Source organism: Streptosporangium sp. NPDC049046 (genome assembly GCF_040649155.1).
Taxonomy (GTDB): domain Bacteria; phylum Actinomycetota; class Actinomycetes; order Streptosporangiales; family Streptosporangiaceae; genus Streptosporangium.
In genome coordinates, this window is record NZ_JBEZEZ010000054.1 from 15,713 (window position 1) to 35,550 (window position 19,838).

The 19,838-nt window shown below is 74.8% G+C and carries 2 protein-coding genes; both read right to left on the reverse strand.

The window, feature by feature from the left end:
• Window positions 1-10: 10 nt before the first annotated feature.
• Window positions 11-10,450, reverse strand: coding sequence for an SDR family NAD(P)-dependent oxidoreductase (locus tag AB0B96_RS39385; RefSeq protein WP_362907228.1), 10,440 nt, complete (start codon window positions 10,448-10,450; stop codon window positions 11-13).
• Window positions 10,451-10,499: 49 nt separating this feature from the next.
• Window positions 10,500-19,808, reverse strand: coding sequence for a type I polyketide synthase (locus AB0B96_RS39390; protein WP_362907230.1), 9,309 nt, complete (start codon window positions 19,806-19,808; stop codon window positions 10,500-10,502).
• Window positions 19,809-19,838: the final 30 nt, after the last annotated feature.

The window sequence follows — 19,838 nt, forward strand, 5'->3', positions numbered from 1 at the left end:
CCCGCCATCCCTAGGATCGAAGCTCGGAGTCGATGAACCTGAACAGCTCCTCGGCGGTCGCCGGGACCTCCTCGCCCGCCCCCGCGCCCGGTTCTCGCACGCCCGGTTCCCGCTCGGCCGGGGCGAGCCGGCCGAGCAGGTGGCCGGCGAGAGCGGCCGGGGTCGGATGGTCGAACACGATGGTCGCCGGGAGCCGCAGCCCGGTGGCCTTGCCGAGCCGGTTGCGCAGTTCGACCGCGGTCAGCGAGTCGAAGCCGAGCTCCTTGAAGCTGCGGCCCTCCTCGGCCGCCTCCCCCGGAGCCCGCCCGAGCACCGCCTCCACATACCGGAAGACCGTCTCGGTCATCAGCTCCCCGCGGCGCGCCGGCTCGGTGTCGGCGAGCATCCGCGCCAGCGCGGGCTCGGCGGAGCCGGACCCGCCGGAGCCGTCGGCCTTCGCCGAAAGTGCGCGGCCGCGCACCAGGGACCGCAGCGGCGGGGCCGGGTCGGGGACTCCCGCCAGCCTCGCGAGGTTCAGCCGGACCGCGGCCAGGGTCGGCTCCGGCGCCGCCATCGCCGCGTCCAGCAGTGCCAGGCCGCGTCCCGGTGACAGCGGCAGCAGCCCGGACCGCGCCATCCTGGCCCGGTCGACGGCGGAGAGCGAGCCGGTCATGGTGCTCTCCGACCGCCACAGTCCCCAGGCGATCGAGGTGGCCGGGAGCCCTTCGCGGGTCCTGGCCACGGCGAGGGCGTCGAGGAAGACATTGGCCGCCGCGTAGGCCGACTGCCCGGCGCTGCCCACGATCCCCGCGGCGGAGGAGAACAGCACGAACGCGGCGAGGTCGAGGTCTCTGGTGAGCTCGTGCAGGTTCCAGGCGCCGTCCACCTTGGGCCGCAGCACCGCGTCGAGCCGTTCCGGGACGAGGTTGGCGAGCGTCGCGTCGTCCAGGACCCCGGCCGCGTGCACCACGGCCGTGAGGGGATGCTCGTCGGGGACCTCCGCGAGCACGCGGGCCAGCGCGCCGGCGTCCGCCACGTCCGCGGCGGCGATCGTCACCTTCACGCCGAGCCCGCCGAGTTCCGCACGGAGCCGTTCGGCGCCCTCCGCGAGGGCGCCCCGCCTGCTCAGCAGCAGCAGGTGCCCGACGCCGTGTTCCCTGGCCAGGTGCAGCGCGACAAGCCTGCCCACACCGCCGGTCGCGCCGGTGACCAGGACCGTGCCGTCGGCACGGATCGGCTCCGGAATCCGGAGGGCCACCTTGCCCACGTGCCGGGCGAGTCCGAGATGGCGGACGGCGTCCGGCGCCCGCCCGGCGTCCCAGGAGGTGACCGGGAGCGGCGTGAGGATCCCGCTCTCGAACAGGTCCGCGAGCTCGGCGAGCATCCGGCCGATCCGGTCCGGCCCCGCCTCGGCCAGGTCGAACGCCCGGTAGTGCACACCGTGCCGGGCGCGGACCTCCTCGGGGTCTCGTACGTCGGTCTTGCCCATCTCGATGAACCGCCCACCGGGAGCGAGCAGTTCGAGTGAGGCGTCCACGAACTCGCGGGCGAGCGAGTTCAGCACGATGTCCACGCCGCGCCCGCCGGTCGCCTCCCGCACCGCCCCGGCGAACGCCAGGTCCCGGGAGCCGGCGATCCTGCCGGGGGGCAGTCCGGCCTCTTCGAGCGCGGGCCACTTGGCGGGGCTCGCGGTGCCGAACACGGTCAGCCCCCAGTGGCGCGCCAGCTGGATCGCCGCCCCGCCGACGCCGCCCGCGGCGGAGTGCACCAGGACCCACTCCCCCCGGCGGGCGCCGGACAGGTCGCGCAGGGCGTAGTAGGCGGTGAGGAACACCGCGGGCACGGTCGCCGCCTGGGCGAACGACATGCCCTGCGGGATCGGTACCAGCAGACGGTGGTCGGTGACGGACTCGGGCCCTATCCCCCCGGAGATGAGACCCATCACCCGGTCGCCGGGACCGATACCGGTCACGTCGTCCCCGACCGCGAGCACCACCCCGGCGCCCTCGGTGCCCAGATCCGCCGCGCCCGGGTACATGCCCAGGGTGAGCATCGCGTCGCGGAAGTTCAGGCCGGCGACGCGGACGGCGACCCTGACCTCCTCGCGGCCCAGTGGCCTGTCCTCGACGGGCCGGTACGCCAGATCGTCGGCCACCCCGCTCTCGGCCGCCTCCAGCCGCCAGTTGCCCGCGCCGGACGGTACCGGGTCGCGCCGGCGTCGCCGGAGCCTGGGCACCAGTGTCCCGCCGCCCCTGATCGCGATCTGCGGCTCGCCGGACGCCACGGCGTCCAGGACCTCCGACAGCGGCGTGGAGACGGTCTCGGTGTCCACGATCACCACCCGGCCGGGCTCCTCGGCCTGCACGCCGCGGACCAGCCCCCACACTCCGGCGCCGGCGAGCGCGCCGGCGCGCTCGCCGGGAACCGCCTCCACGGCGCGGCAGGTGCGCACCACGAACAGCGTTTCCGCCAGCCTGTCGTCGGCCAGCCCTCGCCGGAGCGTTTCGAGCACCCGCAGCAGGGCGGCTCGGACCGCCTCCGGTACGGGCCCGGCCTCTTCGCCCGCCGAGACGACGAGCACCTCGGGCGCGGGCTCTCCCGCGTCCAGCGCCGCGAGCACCGCGCCGAGTCGTGGGTGGGCGGTCTCCTCGGCATCCGCGGTCTCCTCGGTGTTTCCGGTGTTTCCGGGAGCGCCGAGGACTCGCACGCGTTCGCGCGGCACACCGGCGCCGGGGCGCACAGGGTCCCAGGTGAGTTCGTACAGCAGGTCCTCCGTGCCCGCCGCGGCGAGGTCCGCCGGGTCGGCCGCGCGGAACGTCACCGCCTCGATGCCCGCCACCGGGTCGCCCTCGGTCGTGGTCAGGTCGACCGCGACCGTCTCCTCTCCGGTGCGGCGTACGCGTACCCGTACCGCCGAGGGCGCGGCGGCGTACCGGGTGAGGCCGCGCCAGGCGAAGGGCAACCGTACGGCGCCGTCGTCGGGGAACAGGCCCGCGAGCCCGACAGCGTGCAGCGCGGCGTCAAGCAGCGTGGGCGCGACGCGGTACCCGGGCGGGCCCTCCAGGAACACCTCCGCGAGGACCTCCTCCCCCGACCGCCACGCGCCGCGCAGGCCGCGGAAGGCCGGGCCGTAGTGATAGCCCCTCGCGGCCAGGTCCTCGTACAGCCCGCCAACGTCGACGGGCACCGCGCCGGATGGCGGCCACTCGGCACGAGCCGGCGGGGCGGCGGGTGCGGGGAGCGGGGCGAGCGAGCCGGCGGCGTACACCGTCCACGGCGCACCCAGCGGGTCACCGGTGTCCGCCGGTCGCGCGTGAACCCCGACAGGGCGCAGACCGTCCCGCTCGGCCGGGCCCACGGTCACCTGGATCTCGACCGCGCCGGAGTCGTCGAGCACCAGCGGGCGCCGGAGGGTCAGCTCGTCCACCCGCGCGACACCGGCCAGCTCCCCCGCGTGGCCCGCCAGTTCGGCGAGGACCGCGCCGGGGACCAGGACCGCGCCGTCCACCACGTGATCGCCCAGCCACGGCTGGTCGTCCAGGGAGAGCCTGCCGAAAAGCAGCAGGCCGTCCTCGGACGCCGCGCGCACGGCCGTGGACAGCAGCGGATGCGTGACCGGCCGCGCGCCCGCGGGGATCCCGGCGGTGGGCACCGGCGCGTCCAGCCAGTACCGGTGCCGGTCGAAGGCGTAGGTCGGCAGGACCGGCACCCGCCCTCGGCGCTCGCCGAGATATCCCGGCCAGTCGACCCGGACCCCGTTCACCCAGGCCTCGGCCACCGAGACCAGCACCCGTGCCATGCCCCCGTCGTCCCTGCGCAGTGTGCCCAGCACGGCGGGCCGTTCCACCCCGGGGAGCGCCTCCAGGATCTCCTGGACTCCCGTCCCGACGACGGGGTGCGGGCTCACCTCGACGAACACCTCGTGCCCTGCCTCGGCCGCCGCCTCCACCGCGGCCCGCAGCAGCACCGGCCGGCGGAGATTGCGGTACCAGTAGCCGGGGCTCCCGAAGCCGGTGCCGTCACCCGGCTCGATCGCCGCGCCGGTGACGGTGGAGAAGACGCCGGCGGTGAACGCGCGGCCCGGCGCGGGCGAGGGCAGGATCTCCAGCAGTTCGGCTTCGAGCGCCTCGACCTGGGGCGAGTGGGAGGCGTAGTCCACGTCCACCGGCCGCACCCGCACGCCCAGCTCCTCCAGTGCCCGTTCCACGCGGCGCACCGCTCCGGCCTCGCCGGCGACGACGGTCGAGGCCGGTCCGTTGAGCGCGGCGACCGACACCGCGTTCCCCGCGTTCCCTGTGCCCCCTGCATCCTCTGAGAGTCCGAGATTCTCGAGGATCGCGTGCACCCGCTCCCGCGAGGCCGCGACCGACAGCATCGCCCCGCCGCCCGCGATCTTGCGGATGGCCCGGCTGCGCAACGCCACCACCGCCGCCGACTCCTCCAGTGACAGCGCGCCCGCGGCGAGCGCGGCGGCGATCTCGCCCTGCGAGTGACCGATGACGGCGGCGGGCCGTACGCCGAAGGACTCCCAGAGCGCGGTGAGCCCGGTCATCACCGCCCACAGGACCGGCTGCACCACGTCCACCCGCCCCAGGCCGACGCCGCCGCGCAGCGCGTCCAGCAGCGACCACCCGGTCACCGGGTCGAGGGCGTCGGCACATTCGCCTATCCTGCGGGCGAAGACCGGCGACTCGGTGAGCAGCGCGCGGGCCATGCCCTCCCACTGCGCACCCTGGCCGGGGTAGACAAGGACCGGCAGGCGCGAGTCCCCGGCGTACCCGCTCACCGCCGACGCCGACGGCGCACCGTCCGCGACGGCGGACAACCCCGCCAGCGCCTCCTCGCGATCGCCGGCCACGACGACCGCGCGGTGGCCGAACTCGGCCCTGGTGGTCACCAGGGCCGCCGCGACATCGGCGAGGGCGACCCCCGGATTCCGCTCCAGGTAGGCGCGCAGCCGCCGCGCCTCGCCTCCGAGCGCGCGCGCCGACCTCGCCGACAGGACGAGCGGGACCGGGCCGCCGAAAGGCTCCGGTGCGGGAGCGGCCTCGGGCGCGGGCGGCTCCTCGATGACGACGTGCGCGTTGGTCCCGCTCATGCCGAAGGCGGAGACCCCGAACCGCCGCGGACGCTCCCCGGCGGGCCAAGGGGTGTTCTCGGTGAGCAGCGCGACACCACCCCGCTCCCAGTCGACGTGGCGCGACGGCCTGTCGACGTGCAGCGTGCGCGGCAGCGTCCCGTGCTCCAGCGCCATGACCATCTTGATGATCCCGCCGACGCCGGCCGCCGCCTGGGTGTGCCCGATGTTGGACTTGAGCGAGCCCAGCATGAGCGGCGGGCGGTCCCCGCGCGCCGCCCCGTACGTGGCGAGCAGCGCCCGCGCCTCCACCGGGTCGCCCAGGGTGGTGCCGGTGCCGTGCGCCTCCACCGCGTCCACGTCGGCCGGTGAGAGGCGCGCGGCGTGCAGGGCCTCCTCGATCACCCGCTCCTGGGAGGGTCCGTTGGGCGCGGTGAGCCCGTTGCTGGCGCCGTCCTGGTTCACCGCCGACCCCTTGAGCACGGCCAGCACGGGATGCCCGTTGCGCCGCGCGTCCGACAGTCGTTCCACCAGCAGCAGCCCGACGCCCTCGCTGAAGCCCGTGCCGTCGGCGGCGTCGGCGAACGCGCGGCACCGTCCGTCGGGTGAGAGCCCGCGCTGGCGGCTGAACTCCACGAAGGTCGCGGGTGTCGCCATGAGCGTGGCCCCGCCGACCAGCGCGAGATCGCACTCCCCGTCGCGCAGCCCCCGCTCCGCCAGGTGGAGCGCCACCAGCGAGGACGAGCAGGCCGTGTCCACGGTGATCGCGGGCCCCTGCAGGCCGTAGGTGTAGGCGATCCGGCCCGAGGCCACGCTCCCGGCGCTGCCGGTGCCCAGATACCCCCCGTACTCGCGCGGGTCGTCCTGCGCCCGGCCGCCGTACTCGGTGTAGATCAGGCCGACGTAGACACCGGTCCGGGAGCCGCGCAGGCCGGCCGGGTCGATGCCCGCGCGCTGGAACGCCTCCCACGAGGTCTCCAGCAGCAGCCGCTGCTGCGGATCGGCGGCCTTGGCCTCGCGCGGATTCATCTCGAAGAAGTCCGCGTCGAAGTCGGCGGCCTCGTGGAGGAACCCGCCGTCGCGCGCGTAGGACGTCCCCGGATTGTCCGGGTCGTCGTCGAACAGGGCGCCCAGGTCCCAGCCCCGGTCGGCGGGAAACGGCCCGACCGCGTCCCCGCCCGACTCCAGGAGATCCCACAGCTGTTCGGGGGTGCCGACGCCACCCGGGTAGCGGCAGGCCATCGCGACGATCACGATGGGGTCCTCGGCCGCCCGCCCGCGCCGGGCCACGGCGCGGGACGGGCCCTCCGGCGCGGTGCGGCTCAGATGGCGGGCCAGGGCACGCGGGCTCGGATGGTCGAACACGAGCGTGCTCGGCAGGCGGCGGCCCAGAAGGCGGCTCAGATGGTCCCTGAGCCGCACCCCCGTCATGGAGTCGAGTCCGAGGTCACGGAAGGGCCGATCCGGGCGGACGTCCCGGGGGGATTCGTAGCCGAGGACGCCGGCGACCGCCCGGCCGACCATGTCCAGCACCCGCTCCTCCCGCTCGCTCCCGGAAAGCCCCGCCAGCACGTCCGCCGGCCCGGCGTCCTCGGGAGCGGCCCACCCTGGCCCTTCCCGAGAACGTCGCACCGCGCGGCGCGCCCAGGGGACGGAGACGGGATCGGGGGCCTGCGCCTGGCCGGACCTCTCGGCGGCCGGGCGGACGCGCACCTCCTCGACGCTCAGCACCGTCCGGCCCGTGGCGTCGAACGCGGCGAGCGAGAAGGCGTCAGGCCCGGTCCAGGTCAGGCGGACGCGCACCGGACCCGTCGCGGCGGCGTACGACCGTACGCCGGTCCAGCTGAACGGCACGACCGCCTCGGGCCGCTCCCCCCGCTCGGAGGCAGCGACCGCCCGGTCGAGGAAGGCCACCTGCGCCATCCCGTCCAGCAGAGCGGGATGGAGCACGAATCCCTCCTCGCCCGCGCCGGTCCGGCCTCCGTCCCCGTCCGGCGGGCTCACCTCGGCGAACACGCCGCCACCCGAACGCCAGGCGGCACCCACGCGGCGCAGGCGGGGGCCGTAGCGCACACCCGCGTCGGCCAGGCGGGCGTAGCCGGCGTCCACATCGACGGGCTCGGCGTCCGCAGGCGGCCACGCCTCCGAGATCCCCGCCCGCGCCACGATGTCGGCGACGTCGGCGTCGCCCGCGCTCAGCGAGCCCGAGGCGTGCAACCTCCACGGCTCCACAGCGCCTCCGGGGTCTCCGGTGTTCCCGGCGTCTCCGGTGTCCCCGCCTCCCGGCCGGGCGTGGATCGTGAACGTCGCACCCGCGCCGCCGTCCTCGGCGTTCACCTCCACCTGGACCTGTACGGGACCGTCCGGCACGTCCACCGGGGCGAGGAGTGCGATGTCGTCCACCCTCGGCAGACCGAGACGCTCCCCTGCCGCGAGCGCCAGCTCGACCAGCGTGCTCCCGACGAGCACCGGACGCTCTCCGAGCCGGTGCTCGCGGGCCCAGCCGCCCGGCCCGCCGGGCACACCTCCGGTGAACAGCACCGCCCGCCCGTCCGCCGGCTCCACGACCACCTCCAGGAGCGGGTGCCCCGCCCCGGCGGGGCCGGTCGAGAGCGGCGTCCCCTCGGTGCGGGTGTCGAGCCAGAATCGTCGTTCCTGGAACGCGTAGGTGGGCAGGGCGACGCGGCGTCCCCGCGCGGCCGCCCCCCACTCGACGTCGAGACCGGCCGCGAACAGGCTCCCTGCCGAGGTGAGCAGCTGCTCCAGCCCTCCGTCGCCGCGACGGAGCGTGGCCAGCGCGTGCGCCTCCACACCGGCCTCGTCGAAGGTGTCGCGCAGCGGAGCCACGAGCACCGGATGAGGGCTGACCTCGAGGAAGCACCGGTGGCCCGCCTCCAGGAGCGCGGTGACGGTCTCGGCCAGGCGAACCGGCCGGCGAAGGTTGTCGTACCAGTACCCGGCACCGAGCGCGCTCGTGTCGATCTCGGCGGCCGTGACCGTGGAGAAGAAACCGACGGCGGACGTCCGCGGGCGGAGACCGGCGAACCGGGCGAGCAGGGGCTCCCGCAGCGTTTCGACGGCCGGTGAGTGGGACGCGTAGTCGACGGGGACGAGCCGCGCCCGCACCCCCTCGGCCTCGCAGCGGGCGACGAGGTCGCGCACCGCGCCCGCCTCCCCGGACACCACGGTCGCGTCCGGACCGTTGACCGCGGCGACGACGATCTCGTCGCGGCCGCCGAGCCGGCGACGTACTTCTCCGGCGGGCAGGCCGATCGACGCCATCGCCCCGCTCCCCGCGATGTCCGCGAGGGCGGCGCTGCGCCGGGCCACCAGCGCCGCCGCGTCGGCCAGGTCCAGGGCTCCCGCGACATGGGCGGCGGCGATCTCACCCTGCGAATGTCCCACCACCGCGGCCGGTTCCACCCCGAGGGAACGCCACACCGCGGCGAGCGAGACCATCATCGAGAACAGGGCGGGCTGCACCACGTCGACCCGGCCGAGCAGGGTCTCCTCACCGGAGGACACCACCTCCAGCAGGTCCCAGCCGACGTGCGGCGCCAGTGCCTCGGCGCACCGCCGCATCTCGTCGCCGAACGGTTCTGAGGCGGCGAGGAGATCGCGGGCCATCCCGGCCCACTGCGACCCCTGGCCGGGGAACACGAAGACCGGCCGCCCGTTCACCGTCGCCTCGCCCCGCACCGCGCGCCGGGAGGGAAGCCCTTGTTCCACCAGCGCCAGTTCCCCGGCGAGCCGGTCGAGGTCGGTACCGACGGCGACCGCGCGGTGGGACAGGTCGGCACGCCCGGTGCGGAGGCTGTGGGCGACGTCGGCCGGGGACAGGCCCGGATTCTCCGCCAGGTGTGCCCGCAGCCGGCCGATCTGGTCACGCAGCGCCTGCTCGGTGTGCCCGGACACCGTCCACACCACCGGCGCCGGAGCCCCGGTGCCGCCCGTCCGGGAGGATTCCGGCGCCCCGGACCGCTCCTCGGGTGACTTCTCCGAGGGCTCCTCCGCGGGCTCCTCGATGACGACGTGCGCGTTCGTGCCGCTGATCCCGAACGAGGAGACCCCGGCCCGGCGCGGGCGGTCCCGCTTCGGCCACGCCCTCGCTCCGGTGAGTGGGGCGAGCCCTCCGGCGTCCCAGTCGACGTGCGGTGACGGCTCGTCGATGTGCAGGCTCGCCGGGAGCACCCCGTGCCGCATCGCCATCGCCATCTTCATCACACCGCCGATGCCCGCCGCGGCCTGGGTGTGCCCGATGTTGGACTTGAGCGAGCCCAGCCACACCGGATCCGTCGCCGGGTGTGCCCGGCCGTAGGTCTCCATGAGGGCGCCCGCCTCGATCGGGTCGCCCAGGCCGGTGCCGGTGCCGTGCCCCTCGACGGCGTCCACCTCGGCGGGGTCGAGACCGGCGTCGGCCAGCGCGGCGAGGATCACCCGCCGCTGCGCCACCCCGTTGGGCGCCGACAGCCGGCTGCTCGCGCCGTCGGAGTTGACCGCGCTGCCGCGCAGCACCGCGACGATCGGGTGTCCCCTGCGCCTGGCCTCCGAGAGGCGCTCGACGAGCACCAGACCGACCCCTTCCGCCCAGCCGGTGCCGTCGGCCGAAGCGGCGTACGCCTTGCAGCGGCCGTCGGGCGAGAGCCCGCGCTGGCGGCTGAACTCGACGAACGTCGCCGGGGTGGCCATGACCGTGCTCCCGCCCGCGACGGCCATCTCGCAGTCTCCCCGGCGCACCGCCTGCGCCGCGTAGTGCAGCGCCACCAGCGAGGACGAGCACGCGGTGTCCACGGTGACCGCGGGTCCCTGCAACCCGAAGGTGTAGGCGACGCGGCCCGAGGCGATGCTTCCCGCGCTTCCCGTGCCAACGAACCCCTCGAAACCCTCGGGCGCGCGGACGTGGCGGGAACCGTAGTCGGAGTACATGACGCCGGCGAACACCCCGATCCGCTCCCCCGACAGGGAGCGCGGGTCCATCCCGGCGCGCTCGAACACCTCCCAGGCGGTCTGCAGGAGCAGCCGCTGCTGCGGGTCGATCGTCAGCGCCTCGCGAGGGCTGACGCCGAACAGCTCGGGGTCGAAGTCGGCGGCGGAGTACAGGAAGCCGCCCTCAGCGGCGTAGCTGGTGCCCTCCCTGTCCGGGTCGGGGTCGATCAGCTCCTCCAGCGGCCAGCCGCGGTCATTCGGGAACGGGCCGATCGCGTCGGTCCGTGCCTCCACCAGTCGCCACAGGTCCTCCGGCGACCGGACGCCGCCGGGGTACCTGCAGGCCATGGAGACGATCGCCAGCGGCTCGCGGGCGGCCTGCTCCAGTCGTTCCAGTGCCGCGCGGGTGCGCATCAGGTCGGCCGTGGTGCGCCGGAGGTACTCGCGGAACCTGTCTTCGTTCGCCATCGGTGAACCGCTCCCCGTGGTCGTCCTCGAAAGTGCCAGAGACGTCGGATCAGTCGCTCAGTTCTCGGTCCAGCAGCCCGAACAGCTCATCATCGGACGCTGAATCCACACCAAAGAGCGGCTCTCCCGCGCCGTTCACGGCGGTCTCGCCGGTGTCCAGCGCGTTCAGCGCGGCCCGCAGCGCCCGGACCAGGTCGACGCGACGCCGGTGGCCGGGGTCCAGGTCCGAGGCCGAGGAGACCCAGGTGTCCAGCGCCGTCGTGTCGAACGCGGGCCGGGCGAGGGCGCTGTGCTCCAGCAGGTGCTCCAGCAGGTGCTCGGTCAGCGCCCGTACGGTCGGGTGGTCGAACAGCACGGTCGCGGGAAGCCGCTCGCCGACCTCGGCGCCCAGCCGGTCGCGCAGCTCGATCGCCGTCAGCGAGTCGAGACCCAGGTCGAACAGTCCCCGGTCGTCGGGAACCTGCGCCGGTCCCGCGAGCCCGAGCACCTCCGCGACCCGGCCGGCGACCGTGTCGCGCACCACGGCGCGCGACACGGTCTCGTCCATGCCGTGCAGGCGCCGGGCGAGCGGCACGGCCGCCACGGCGGGCCGGGCGGGAACCAGGTCACCGAGCACGTCGGGAAGGTCGTCCTGTCTGCGGGCGAGCGCCGCCCGATCGAACCAGGCGGGTACCACCACGGCCAGGCCGCTCGCCAGCGACCTGTCGAGCAGATCCAGCCCCGCGCCGACGGGCAGCGCGTGGATGCCCAGCCTGTCGAGCCTGGTCCGCGCCGCTCCGTCGAGCCCGGCCGCCATCCCGGTGTCCGATCCGGTCTCCCACAGCCCCCAGGCGAGGGACGCGCCCGGCAGGCCCGCCGCCCGCCTGTGGTGGGCGAGCGCGTCCAGGAAGGCGTTCGCCGCCGCGTAGCCCGTCTGCCCGGCGTTGCCCAGCACGCCCGCGACCGAGGAGAACAGCACGAACGCCGTCAGCGGCAGATCCCCGGTGAGGCGGTGCAGGTTCCAGGCCGCGTCCACCTTGGGGCGCAGGACCCGTTCCAGCCGCTCGCCGGTCGTGTTCTCCAGCACCGCGTCGTCGAGCGTGCCGGCTATGTGGAACACGGCACCGAGCGGCCTGTCCTGGTCGACACCGGCGAGCAGTGCCTCGGTGGCCGCCGTGTCCGCGAGGTCGCACGCGGCCGTCCGGATCCGCGCCCGGTCGCCGAGTTCCCCGGCGAGGGCGCGCAGCGCCGGATCGGCGTCGCCGCGCCTGCTGACCAGCAGGAGATGCCGGGCGCCGTACTCGGCGACGAGGTGGCGGACGACCGCGGCGCCGAGCGCGCCGCCGGCGCCGCTCACCAGCACGGTGCCCGTCCCGAGCTCAGGTGGGGTCCCGGGTGAGCCCGTCACCGCGCGCAGGCGCGGCCGGAACGCCTCTCCCCGGCGGATGGCGAGCTCACCGGGCCTGGCCGCCACCGCGCGCGACAGCAGCGCGGACGACTCCCCGTGCCCGTCGACGTCGACGATGCTGATCCGTCCGGGGTACTCCCTGCGTGCGGCGCGGACCAGGCCCCACAGCGAGGCCTCCGCCAGCCCCGTCAGCCGGTCGTCACCGTCCACCGCGACCGCCCCGCGCGTCACCACCACCAGGTGTGTCCGCTCGGGCAGCGTGAGGATGCTCTCGCGGACCGCCAGAAGGCAGGCGCGGACGGCGGCGGCCGGGTCGTCCTGCTCCGCCTCGTAGGAGATCGTGGCGAACGGCAGGTGCAGGCCGTGCACGCCGGAGGTCAGCACGATCGTGTCCTCGCCGTGCCCGCCGCCCTCCTCGCCCGCCGGTGCCGTGGCGGCCGGCTGAGCGGGGATCCAGGCGAGCTCGTACGGCCGGGCCGCGAACCCGCCGCGTGACAGGGCACTCTCCTCGACCCTGCGCACCCGGACCTCACCGGCCGACAGCACCGGACGCGCCACGGTGCCGCCCCTGCCGGTCGGGCCGTCCGCGTCGGCCGCGTCGACTACGTCGAGGGCGAACGTCCCTTCACCGGTGTGCCGGATCCTGACCCGCAGCGGCCCTCGTGGCAGGCCGTGCACGCGCACCTCCCGCCAGGTGTGCGGCACCTGGACGCCTCCCTCCACCGCCTCGCCCGCGTCGGCGATCCACGCGTGCAGGGCGGCGTCAAGCAACCCCGGGACGAGGTCGCCGCCGGTGTCCACCTCGGCGTAGAGCTCGTCCCCGGTCGTCCACAGTGCGCGCAGGCCCTGGAACGCCGGGCCGTAGTCGTACCCACGCTCGGCGAAGACCTCGTAGATCCCCGTGACGTCCACCGCGCGTGCCTCGGGCGGGCGGTGACCTGACCAGCCGGGTACGGGGCCTTCACCGTCCAGCACGGCCTCGGCGTGCAGGGTCCACTCGCCGTCGGCCTGTTCCCCGCCAGAGCGCGCGTGTATCCGCACCGTGGCGTCCGCCACCGTGACCCGCAGGTGCACCTCCTCCTCCGCACCGACCGTGACGGGGGCGTGCAGCGTGAGCTCCCGCACCGTCGTCATGCCGTGCCGATCCGCCAGCCATCCCAGCAGATCCACGAGGGCGGTGGCCGGGAGGACCGGCGTACCCGCCAGCGCGTGGTCCGCCAGCCACGGCTGCCGCCGCTGGGAGAGCACTCCCGTGTAGAGGGTCTGTGCTCCGTCCGGCACGGCGATCGAGGCGGTGAGCAGCGGGTGGCCCGGATCCTCGGCGCCGATTCCGGCGGCGGTCCCGTCTTCGGCCGGCGGCAGGAGCCACAGGCGCTCTCGCTTGAAGGGGTAGGTGGGCAGCGGAACGATGACGGCATTTACGCCGTTTCCAGCATTCCTGCCGTTTCCGTTGTTCTCGCTGTTTCTGTCGTTCTCGCTGTTTCCGCCGAGCAGCGCCCGCCAGTCCCAGGCGACACCCGCGATGAAGGCCCGCGCCACGAACGACCAGAGCGCGAACCCGTCGTCGTGCCTGCGGTCGAGCACGGAGATCGCCACGACGTCCTCTCCCAGGTCGTGCTGCCGGACCATCGCGGTCAGCGCGGCGTCCGGCCCGACCTCCAGGAAGCGCGCCGCGCCCAGCTCCCGCATCCGGCCGACCGCGTCGGCGAACCGCACGGTCCCGCGTACCTGGGCGGCCCAGTGCGCGGCCGACCCGAGTGTGTCCGCCCCGCTCTCTCGCGCGGTCAGCGTGGACACCACGGTGCGGGTCCCCGGTACGGCGCGCAGGTCGCCGATCTCCTCGCGGAAGGCCGTGAGCATCGGCTCCATGTGCGCGGAGTGGAACGCGTGGCTGACGGTGAGCGACCTGGTGCGGTGCCCGTTCACCGCCAGGACGCCGGCCAGTTCCTCGACGGCTCCGGTGTCGCCCGAGAGCACCACGGAGCCGGGCGCGTTCACCGCCGCGACGTCAACGCGCGCCCCTGTCTCGGCGACGAGCCGTTCCACGGTCGGCAGGTCGGCCTGGACCGCGGTCATCGCGCCTCCTGCGGGGAGTTCCTGCATCAGGCGCCCGCGGGTCGCGACGAGTGCCACCGCGTCGGGCAGGCTCAGCGTGCCACCGACGTGGGCTGCGGTGATCTCGCCGATGGAGTGCCCGGCGAGGAGGTCGGCGGGCAACCCCCACGACTCCAGCAGCCGGAACAGCGCGACCTCCACCGCGAACAGCGCGGCCTGGGTGTACCGGGTCTGGTCGATCGGCCCCGCGGCGATGTCCCCGGACACCACTCCGGCCACGTCCGTGCCGTCCACCCTGCGGAACTCGGCGCAGACCTCGTCGAAGGCCCGCGCGTACGCCGGGAACGAGCCGTACAGCGCGGCTCCCATGCCGACGCGCTGGCTGCCCTGGCCGGTGAACAGCACGGCGGTCCCGCCGCGCGCCGGTGTGCCCGTGAGCACCGCCGGGAATGCCCCGGGCTGCGTCGCGGTGCCGTCGATGAGGTGGCCGAGGCCGGCGAGCAGCTCGCTCCGGTCGCGGCCGAGCACCACGGCCCGCCGTTCGAAGGCGGTCCGCGTCGTCGCCAGGGACAGGGCGACGTCGATGGCCCGCAGACCGGGGGTGGCGAGCACGTGCCGCCTGAGACGGACCGCCTGCTCCCGCAGCCCGGCCGCGTCACGGGCGCTGAGCACCCACGGCACCACCGCTCCGTCGACAGCGCCGTCGGTGGCGCCGTCGCCCGCCGCCACGGGTGTCTCCTCACCCGACTCGAGGACGACGTGGGCGTTGGTGCCGCTGATCCCGAACGACGAGACCGCCGCCCTGCGCGGCCCCGGCGTGTCCGGCCAGGCGACCGGCTCGGCGGGCACGGACACGGTGCCGTCCGACCAGTCGACGTGCTCGGTGAGCCTTCCCCGGTGCAGGGTGGCCGGGACCTGCCCGTGCCGCATGGCGAGCACCATCTTGATGATCCCGGCGACCCCCGCGGCGGCCTGCGTGTGCCCGATGTTCGACTTCACCGAGCCCATGAGCAGCGGGCTCCGGTCCTCGCGGTCGCGACCGTAGGTGTTGAGCACCGCGCCGGCCTCGATCGGGTCGCCGAGCCTGGTTCCCGTGCCGTGCGCCTCCAGCACGTCCACGTCCGCGGGCCGCAGTCCCGCGCTGCGCAGGGCACCGCGGATGACCCGCTCCTGGGAGGGTCCGTTCGGCGCCGTGAGGCCGTTGCTGGCGCCGTCCTGGTTGACCGCGGAACCGCGGACGACGGCCAGCACCCGGTGCCCGTTGCGGCGGGCGTCCGAGAGCCGCTCCAGGACGAGCAGCCCGACGCCCTCACCCCACGCGGTACCGTCCGCATCGGCCGAGAACGGCTTGCAGCGGCCGTCGGGTGCCAGGCCGCGCTGTCGGCTGAACTCGATGAACGTGGCCGGGCTCGCCATGACGGTCACGCCGCCGGCCAGGGCGAGAGTGCACTCGCCCAACCTGAGCGCCTGAGCCGCCTGGTGGACCGCGACCAGCGACGAGGAGCAGGCGGTGTCCACGGTCACCGCCGGCCCCTCCAGGCCGAGGGTGAAGGAGATGCGGCCGGAGGCGACGCTGCCCGCGCTGCCGCTCACCAGGTATCCCTCCAGATCCCCGGCGGTACCGCGGCGCTGGTGCACCCGCGCGCCGTAGTCGGAGTACATGACGCCGACGAAGACGCCGCTCTGCGTGCCGCGCAGGGCGGCCGGGTCGATCCCCGCGTCCTCCACCGCCTCCCACGCTGTCTGCAGCAGCAGTCGCTGCTGTGGGTCGACGGCGAGTGCCTCGCGCGGGCTGATCCCGAAGAACCCGGGATCGAACTCGGCGGCGTCGCGCAGGAAACCGCCGTGCCGGGTGGAGGAGGTCCCCGAGCGCTCGGGATCGGGGTCGAACAGATCCGGGTCCCAGCCACGGTCGGCGGGGAACTCCGAGATGGCGTCACCCCCCGAGACGAGCAACTCCCACAGCTCTGCCGGGGTACGCACCCCGCCGGGGAACCGGCAAGCCATGCCGACGATCGCGATCGCGTCGTCGGCGGCACCGCGCGGCACGGCCGGGTCCTTCGGCTCGTCCCTCGTTCCGGCGCCCGTCACCTCGTCGAGGAAACGGATCAGGGCGACCGGGTTCGGATGGTCGAAGACGATCGTTCCCGGCAGGCGGACACCGAGCTCGCCACTGAGCCGGTCGCGCAGCTCCACCGCCGTCAGGGAGTCGAAACCGAGGTCGCTGAAGGAGCGTTCCGGGTCGACCTCCGCGCCGCCGGCGTGTCCGAGCACCGCCGCGACCGCGTCGAGCACCAGGTGGGAGGTGTCCTGCGCCGGCGTGGCCGACGCGTCCGTCGTGTTCGCTGTGTTTGCTGTGTCCGGTGCCCGCCGGACGGCGACGGGGCCGCGGTGCCGTTCCACCGCCCGAGGGTCGAGGTGCGCCGCGACCACCGCGGCGGCGTCCAGCCACAGGGCACGGTCGAACAGCGCGATCCCCTCGGCCTCGCCCATCGGCTTGATGCCCGCCCTGCCGAGGCGGGCGACGTCGCGTTCGGTGAGCCCGGCGCCCATGCCGGTGCCGATGTCCCACAGCCCCCAGTGGACGGTCACTCCGTGCCCGCCGGCCAGCCGCCTGCGGTGGGTGATCGCCTCCAGCGCCGCGTTGGCCGCGCAGTATCCGCCCTGCCCCGCGGTGCCGACGACGCCGGCGACCGATCCGAACAGCACGAACGCGTCGAGTTCCGTACCGCGCGTGGCCTCGTCCAGGTTGCCGGCTGCCACGGCCTTGGCCTCGATCATCCGGCGGAGCGCGTCGGCGGGAAGCCGTTCGACGGCCGCGTCCTCGACGACACCCGCGGCGTGCACCACACCGGTCAGCGGGGTGTCCGGCGCGGTCAGCAGATCGGCGAGGGCGTCCCGGTCGGACGGGTCGCAGGCCCGGATGGCGACGCGGGCGCCGAGTGCGGCCAGTTCGGCCTCGACGTGGGCGGCGTCGGGGTGTCCCTCGCCGCGACGGCTGACCAGCAGGAGGTTTCTCACGCCGTGCCGGGTGACGAGATGGCGCGCGATCCGGCGGCCGAGCGCGCCGAGGCCGCCGGTTATGAGCACGGTGCCACCCGCGGCGCTACGCGGCCAGGCCGCTCCGTCCGCCGCGGCTCCGGACTCGGTTCCAGGCTCGGGCTCGGATCCGAACTCGGTCATGGTCCTGAGTCCGGAGTCGAGCTCGGCTCCGGCCTCGGGCTCGGCTCCCGCTCCCGCTCCGGTCTCGGGCTCGGGCTCGGGCGACAGTCTGGGAACCCGCGGTACGCCGTCACGGAGCGCTGCCTCGGGCAGTTCGGTACCGATCGCCGCGAGCAGCGCGGGATCGGCTGCCTCGTCGTCGCCGATGTCCAGCAGCGCGAACCTGCCGGGATGCTCGGCCCGTGCCGCCCTTACCAGGCCCCACAACGCGGCGGCCGAGAGGCGCGCCGTCTCGCCGTCGTCGACGGCGAGACCTCGGGTGAGGAAGACCAGCAGTCCGTCCTCCGCCTCGGCCAGCCAACGCCGGACGGCCTGGCGCGCCCTCTCCACCTCGGCGTACGGATCGTCGCCGTCGTCGGTGAGGGCGAGCAGCACGGTGCCGGTGAGCCGCTCGGGGAGAGATCTGTTCACCGTGAGGTCACCAGTCGTGGGCACCGGCGGCGCCACGGCCTCCCAGCGGAGGCGATACAGCCCCGCCGCGGACGGCAGCGGGCGCAGCCGCAGCCGTTCCACGGTCAGCACGGGCTGCCCGTCGTCGCCGGTCAGGTCGATCCGGTAGGTGTCCGGGTCCACCGGGGTCAGATGGGCCCGCACCCTGGTCGCGTGCGCGGCGTGCAGCCGTACCCCGTCCAGGGCGTAGGGGACGCGCCGCGGCCCGTCGATCCCATGCAGCGAGATCGTGTGCAGGACGGCGTCGAGAAGAGCCGGGTGCAGACCGTACCGGGTGGCCTCGCCCCGGAGCGGCGCGGGAAGCTCCGCCTCGGCGTAGAGATCCGCCCCGTTCAGCCAGGCCGCGCCCAACCCCTGGAACGCCGGCCCGTAATCGTAGCCGTGCTCGGCCAGCAGCCGGTAGGTCGCCTCAAGGCCGCCCTCGTCGAGGCGGGTGCCGGACTCGAAGGGCGTTGCCGCGCGGCCGGGGGTGATCTCCGCGTCGGTGAGCATCGCGGTGACGTGGGAGGTCCATTCCGTGCCCGCCGCGCGGCCGCGCACGGTGAGCTCCCCTGCCGGGGACACGCTCACCTGGAGCTGGGTCTCCGCGGAGCCGTCCAGCTCCAGCGGCGTGCGCATCACGAAATCGCCCAGCGCGGGGCGGCCGATGCTCGCACCGATCGCCAGAGCCAGCTCGGCCAGTGCCGCGGCCGGGACGAGCAGCCGTCCGTCGACGCGGTGCTCGGCCAGCCACGGTTGTCTGCGCGCGGACAGCGCGCCGGTGAAGAGCCGTGCGCCGTCCGGCAACTCGGTCGAGGCCGTGAGCAGCGGGTGCGGGGAGGCGTCCAGCCCATAGGTGGCGGGCCGCCCGTCGTCCTCGGCCGGCAGGAGCCAGTAGTGCCGTGTCTCGAACGGGTAAGTGGGCAGGTCCACCAGCCGGCCACCGGCCAGCAACGGACCGAAGTCGACCGGAACCCCCGCCGCGTGCAACGCGCCCAGCGCGGCCCCGAAGGTGGCCGCCTCCGGTCGGCCTGGCCGTAGCAGGGGTACGGCGAGCACCCCGTCGGTGCTCTCCCGCGCCATCGCGGCGAGCGATCCGTCCGGCCCCAGCTCGGCGAACCGGGTCACCCCTGACCGGTGTGCGGCGCGCACCGCGTCGGCGAACCGTACCGCTCCGCGAAGCTGGGCGACCCAGTAGTCCGGCGCCGACATCTCCCCCTCGCCGGCGAGCGTTCCGGTCACCGTCGAGATGACGGGGAGGTGGGGGGTGTGGAAGGAGAGTCCGGACACCACCCGGCGGAACTCGTCGAGGACTCCGTCCATGTGCGCGGAGTGGAAGGCGTGATCGACCTTCAACCGCGCGGCCTTGTGCCCGGTCTTCTTCCATCGCCCGACCAGGCGGTCGATCTCGTCCGCGTCACCGGACAGCACCACCGCCGCGGGGCCGTTGACCGCGGCGATCTCCACCCTGCCGCCGGAGGTGGCGGCCAGCTCCGCCGCCTCGGCCTCGGTGGCGGAGAAGGCGGCCATCGCCCCGCCCTCCCTGCCGGACTGCATGAGCCTGCCCCGCGCGGTGACCAGCGCGCAGGCATCGTCCAGGTCCAGGACGCCCCCGACGTGGGCCGCGGCGAGTTCGCCGACGGAGTGGCCGATCAGGAAGTCCGGCCGCAGCCCATGGGACTCGGCCAACCGGTACAGGGCGACTTCCAGGGCGAACAGCACGGGCTGTGCGTACCGGGTCCGCCGCAGCCGGTCCGCGTCGCCGGTGACCAGTTCCCGCAGGCCGACACGCAGGTGCGGCTCCATCGACGCGGAGATCTCGTCGAACGCCTTCGCGTAGGGTGCGGATGTCTCCAGCAGTTCCGCGCCCATCCCGGTCCGCTGGGTGCCCTGCCCGGAGAAGAGGAACGCGAGGCGCTGGTCGGGAAGTGCGCGTCCTGCCTCGACTCGGGGATGGCGTTCGCCGTCGCGGAGCGCCGCCAGCGCTGCCACCGCGTTCTCCTCGTCGGCGTCGACGACGGCCCGGTGCTCGAACCTGGGGCGCCTGGCGAGGGTGAGGCCGATGTCGCGCAGGCCGGGCGCCGTGCCCGAGGTGAGGACATCGTGCAGTGCCCCGGCCTGCGCCCGCAGCGCCGTCCCGGTCTTCGCCGACAGGACGAGCGGCACCGGGCCTTCATCGTCCGGGAGGTCCTCGGGTTCCGGGTCGTCGGGTGCCTGTTCGAGGATGACATGCGCGTTGGTCCCACTGATCCCGAACGACGACACCCCCGCCCGCCGCACCCCACCCCGATCCGG

Coding starts and splice junctions, on each gene's coding strand:
- AB0B96_RS39385 (WP_362907228.1), bottom strand. CDS start 10,450: ATGGCGAACGAAGACAGGTTCCGCGAGTACCTCCGGCGCACCACGGCC.